This is a genomic window from Oleiphilus sp. HI0061, from assembly GCF_001635675.1.
In genome coordinates this window covers 1-794 of sequence record NZ_LWFE01001758.1, presented here as the reverse complement: position 1 = coordinate 794, position 794 = coordinate 1, and the positions used below count along the sequence as shown (strand labels likewise).

The 794-nt window shown below is 47.2% G+C and carries 1 protein-coding gene and 1 pseudogene; one reads left to right on the top strand and one right to left on the bottom strand.

Annotated elements, in window-relative coordinates; all coding sequences use genetic code 11:
- Positions 1-60 precede the first annotated feature (60 nt).
- Positions 61-615 carry a 1,6-anhydro-N-acetylmuramyl-L-alanine amidase AmpD gene (gene ampD, locus A3735_RS26895; RefSeq protein ID WP_068508078.1) on the top strand — a complete coding sequence of 185 codons (555 nt, stop codon included), beginning with the start codon at positions 61-63 and terminating at the stop codon, positions 613-615.
- Here the strand turns inward: ampD and A3735_RS32190 are convergent.
- Positions 612-794: pseudogene (locus A3735_RS32190) on the bottom strand (hypothetical protein); the annotation flags it as partial. The gene ampD and the pseudogene A3735_RS32190 overlap by 4 nt on opposite strands.

Genomic DNA, 794 nt, shown 5'->3' with positions numbered 1-794 from the left:
TTTATTGTTTGATCGTGCCTTAGAATCGGTGATCGGGAGTTTACGCGGAGCTAACTAGGTATGAAAATTTGTAATGGTTGGTTGGCTGGTGCTCGGAAGTGCCCGTCACCCAATTATAATGAGCGCCCTCAAGCTGCGCCGATCAACTTACTAGTCGTTCATAATATATCATTGCCACCGAAGTCCTTCGGCAATAATTACATCGAGCTTTTTTTCCAAAACTGTTTGCCAGTTGGTGAGCATCCGTATTTCGAGACAATTCGCGATCTTCAGGTCTCGTCACACTTCCTCGTTAAACGCAACGGAGAAATAGTCCAGTTTGTTTCCTGTAATGACCGTGCCTGGCATGCCGGACAGTCAAGCTTTTGTGGTCAGGAAAACTGTAATGATTTCTCGATAGGCGTTGAGCTGGAAGGCGCTGATGACATACCGTATCAAGCGATTCAGTATTCGCAGCTTGCCGCTCTAACTAATGCAATTCAGGAAAGCTACCCTGAAATTACGAAAGAGCGTATAACGGGTCATGAACATATCGCTCCACAGCGGAAAACAGACCCAGGCCCTGCTTTCGATTGGACGCTGTATCGAAACTCTATAGAGAACCCCCTTGTTTAAATGCGCCGCTGTTTAAGGTGCTTAATGATAAAGCGGGCGGGCGAAAACATTGCTTTGTGTGTGTCATTTACCGGTGGGATGCCGCCGCATATTTCGTGAGCAATAAGTTCTGCGGCGACGGGGCTTGTTAATGCGCCTTTGGAGCCGTGTCCAACGTTGACGTAAAGACCTTGATAGTA

Bases quoted from the DNA above. Each gene is read 5' to 3' on its own strand.
- ampD (WP_068508078.1), top strand. From the start codon at position 61: ATGAAAATTTGTAATGGTTGGTTGGCTGGTGCTCGGAAGTGCCCGTCA.